Raw genomic sequence first — 2,605 nt, forward strand, 5'->3', positions numbered from 1 at the left:
TTTGGAGATTATCGTGCGTAAATTTGGGCTATTGTTTGTACTGTTTTTTGCGAGTTTTTCCAGTATCTCAGCGACGTTGGTGACAGAAAACTATGTGGTTTTGATCGAGTCAAACTGCATTGAAGGTAACGTGACTTGTGATGACGTAACTTATACTGGTAAATCAAAGAGATCTGGCAATGAGATTATTCTTACTGGCCATACTTTACATACATATTTATCAGATGGCACACCATCAAGATTTATTGGTTATGAGTTTGTAAATGGCGATTTTGTTTACGTAATTTCAGATTCAGGATTGTTGACAGTTACCCAAGACCAAAGAGTTTTGGTCAAGGAGCAAGGAAATTGGGACTGGTCGAAATAAACACATAACAAACGGCTCAAGAGGGATTGCCAACGCGTGGCGGCTTTAGTGCAAAATTGAAGTTCAGTGTTTACAGTGTATTTTTTGAGTTCGGTGGTGCGTTGTCAACCCCTTAGCCGGGCGTTATGAGTATGAGGTAAGGGTTAACATGTCATCAATTTTTCCTACAGGAATTGAAGTATCAAATCATTTCTTCCACGATGCTTTAGATTTTAGCCAGAGATATAACTTTTGTATAAATAGCGAGGAATACGATTTTTTTGCTTCTAAGTCCAAGCGCTCAAAAATGTTTATTGACTTGCGGATGGGGATGGAAGCGATCCTCAAATCACTAGTATGTTATTTTTTACATGATGAACGAAAAGGAAAAAATTTAGTTAACTGGATAGAGAAGCATGGTCATTGCCTAACCAAAATGTGGGCAAAGTTGTCAAATTTTATTCCTAACGCAATGTATGTGAATCACACATTTGATATTCAACAGATGGATAAACTTCCAGTCGGGCTCAGGTATCGTTATGACGCTTGGAGTTTTAGAGGTGCAAAGCAAGACTTGTATTACCAAACTGTTGGCAGTGACTTATGGTTGCAGAATATGGCAACTGCTTTAACTGAGTTAATAGAGTTAGCAGATCGTCATCTTTCTAGTCACTCTCGAGTTGTTTCTGTTGCCGACACGTTTGAAGAGCTATTCGGAGAGCGCTACGAAAAATACTCATAACAAACAATTTAAGAGGGATTCCCAACGCTTGGCATTTTTGGTTTTACTTCAAGTTAAGTGTTTATGGCGCAATGCTTTATGTTTGGGTGGTAGCGTTGCTCACCCCTTAATTGGGCGTTATATTTTTATTCAGATCCAGTGATCAATTAGAGAGGAAAAGTGAAAAGTAATAGTTTTAGTAAACGAGAATGGTTTTTCGTTATCTTTATCGTCGTAATTGTCCAGTTTTGCATTCAGGTTTCTGCATTTTTGTATGCAGGAAGTGGATCTGCTCTCAACTATATCTCTATATCAGGAACAATTGTCTCGATTGCACTTGCTTTGTTAGCAATTATCTATTCTTATTTTCAGTCGGCATCACAGGAAACGTCAAGCCTCACAATTAGTCAGCAAGTAAATAAACTAATTGACGTAGTTGAAGCGGTGAAGGTCTCAAAGGATGACTTCAGTGGAGAGTTATCACAGTTGCAAGATATTAGAGAGAAAATTGATTCATCTATGAACTTGCAACAAAAAGCTCATGACAAAATTGAGTCAGTTGGAAATATGATAAATCAGCTCAATAGCAATAGCCTGAGCGAAGTTTATGAGCCAACTGCACAATCAAAAAGCGCCTTGTTTGACGATGTAGTTGTTAAGGGCAATAACATCACGCATATTACAATGCTCATTATTTACTACGCCAATAGATATGGAATTCCCTTTAGTGACTTATGGAGTGTATTTGGTAGTAAAGTGTTCACTGGCGTAAATAAAGGCAAAACAGCGATACAAGAATACTTTAAAGGCGCTTTGTTCAGCACAATAAGCATGTTTCATTGTATTGGCTTTGTGGAAGAGATTGAGGAAACTTTTGTTCTTTCTATAACTGATGAATTTGAGTCTAGTTTGGCTGACTTCCATAAGTTTTTAGCCTCTAGAAAGGACGCTGAATACTCACGAGTTATAGAGCTATTTGAAAGTATTGTGGAGAACAACGATGGCGATAGTTAAGTCTTATTTTATAGAAAATGCTTCGGTTAGTATGAAAACGGAGTTTGCGAACGCACGTAGCTTTGATTTGCCTATGGATGTAAATCAGAGATATTGTGTATTTAAAACGTTTGTAGACAAAAAGGTAGTGTACTGTTGTTGGTCTTCTGGTCGTATTGAAAATAATCAACCCAAATTAACAGCAGTTGGAAGTGCCGCTTTAGAAGCTCTGTGTGAGTTACCCAGCACGGATAAAAAAACTTTGATTTTCCAAGAAATCAAAGCTGGTAAAACGCCAATAAAGTCCAAAGTTAGAAAGGCACTTAAAAAAGCTCCTCGTAATGCTTCTATTTGCTTCATCGGTGATTTCGATAAAACTTTAGATGGCAATATGATTCCTGCGCTAAACGTGGTGGGAGTAACTGAACTATAAAAATATAACAAAGCATTTAAGAGTGATTCGCAACGCTTGGCAGTTTCGCTTCGCTCAAGTATAGCCAAGCGCCGCTCACACCTTAATGCGGCGTTATGCAACTCAGGTAAAT

Annotated in this window: 4 protein-coding genes; all 4 read left to right on the forward strand. The window is 38.0% G+C overall.

The window, feature by feature from the left end; all coding sequences use genetic code 11:
• On the forward strand, window positions 1-367 hold a 367-nt coding region (locus NB504_RS17815), incomplete at its 5' end, for a hypothetical protein (RefSeq protein WP_309303455.1).
• Window positions 368-515: 148 nt separating this feature from the next.
• Window positions 516-1,088 (forward strand): hypothetical protein, encoded by a 573-nt coding sequence (locus tag NB504_RS17820; RefSeq protein ID WP_142627033.1) that lies wholly within the window; start codon window positions 516-518, stop codon window positions 1,086-1,088.
• A gap of 159 nt (window positions 1,089-1,247) precedes the next feature.
• The gene (locus tag NB504_RS17825; protein WP_258429519.1) at window positions 1,248-2,081 is read left to right on the forward strand and encodes a hypothetical protein; all 834 of its coding nucleotides are present in this window, start codon (window positions 1,248-1,250) and stop codon (window positions 2,079-2,081) included.
• On the forward strand, window positions 2,068-2,493 hold the full coding sequence (locus NB504_RS17830; protein WP_194664774.1) for a hypothetical protein: 426 nt from the start codon (window positions 2,068-2,070) through the stop codon (window positions 2,491-2,493). Before NB504_RS17825 ends, NB504_RS17830 begins: the two co-directional genes overlap by 14 nt.
• Window positions 2,494-2,605: the final 112 nt, after the last annotated feature.

The organism is Vibrio sp. RM-69-4 (assembly GCF_024743775.1).
GTDB classification, from domain to species: Bacteria; Pseudomonadota; Gammaproteobacteria; order Enterobacterales; family Vibrionaceae; genus Vibrio; species Vibrio anguillarum.

Bases quoted from the DNA above. Each gene is read 5' to 3' on its own strand.
- NB504_RS17820 (WP_142627033.1), top strand. From the start codon at position 516: ATGTCATCAATTTTTCCTACAGGAATTGAAGTATCAAATCATTTCTTC.
- NB504_RS17830 (WP_194664774.1), top strand. From the start codon at position 2,068: ATGGCGATAGTTAAGTCTTATTTTATAGAAAATGCTTCGGTTAGTATG.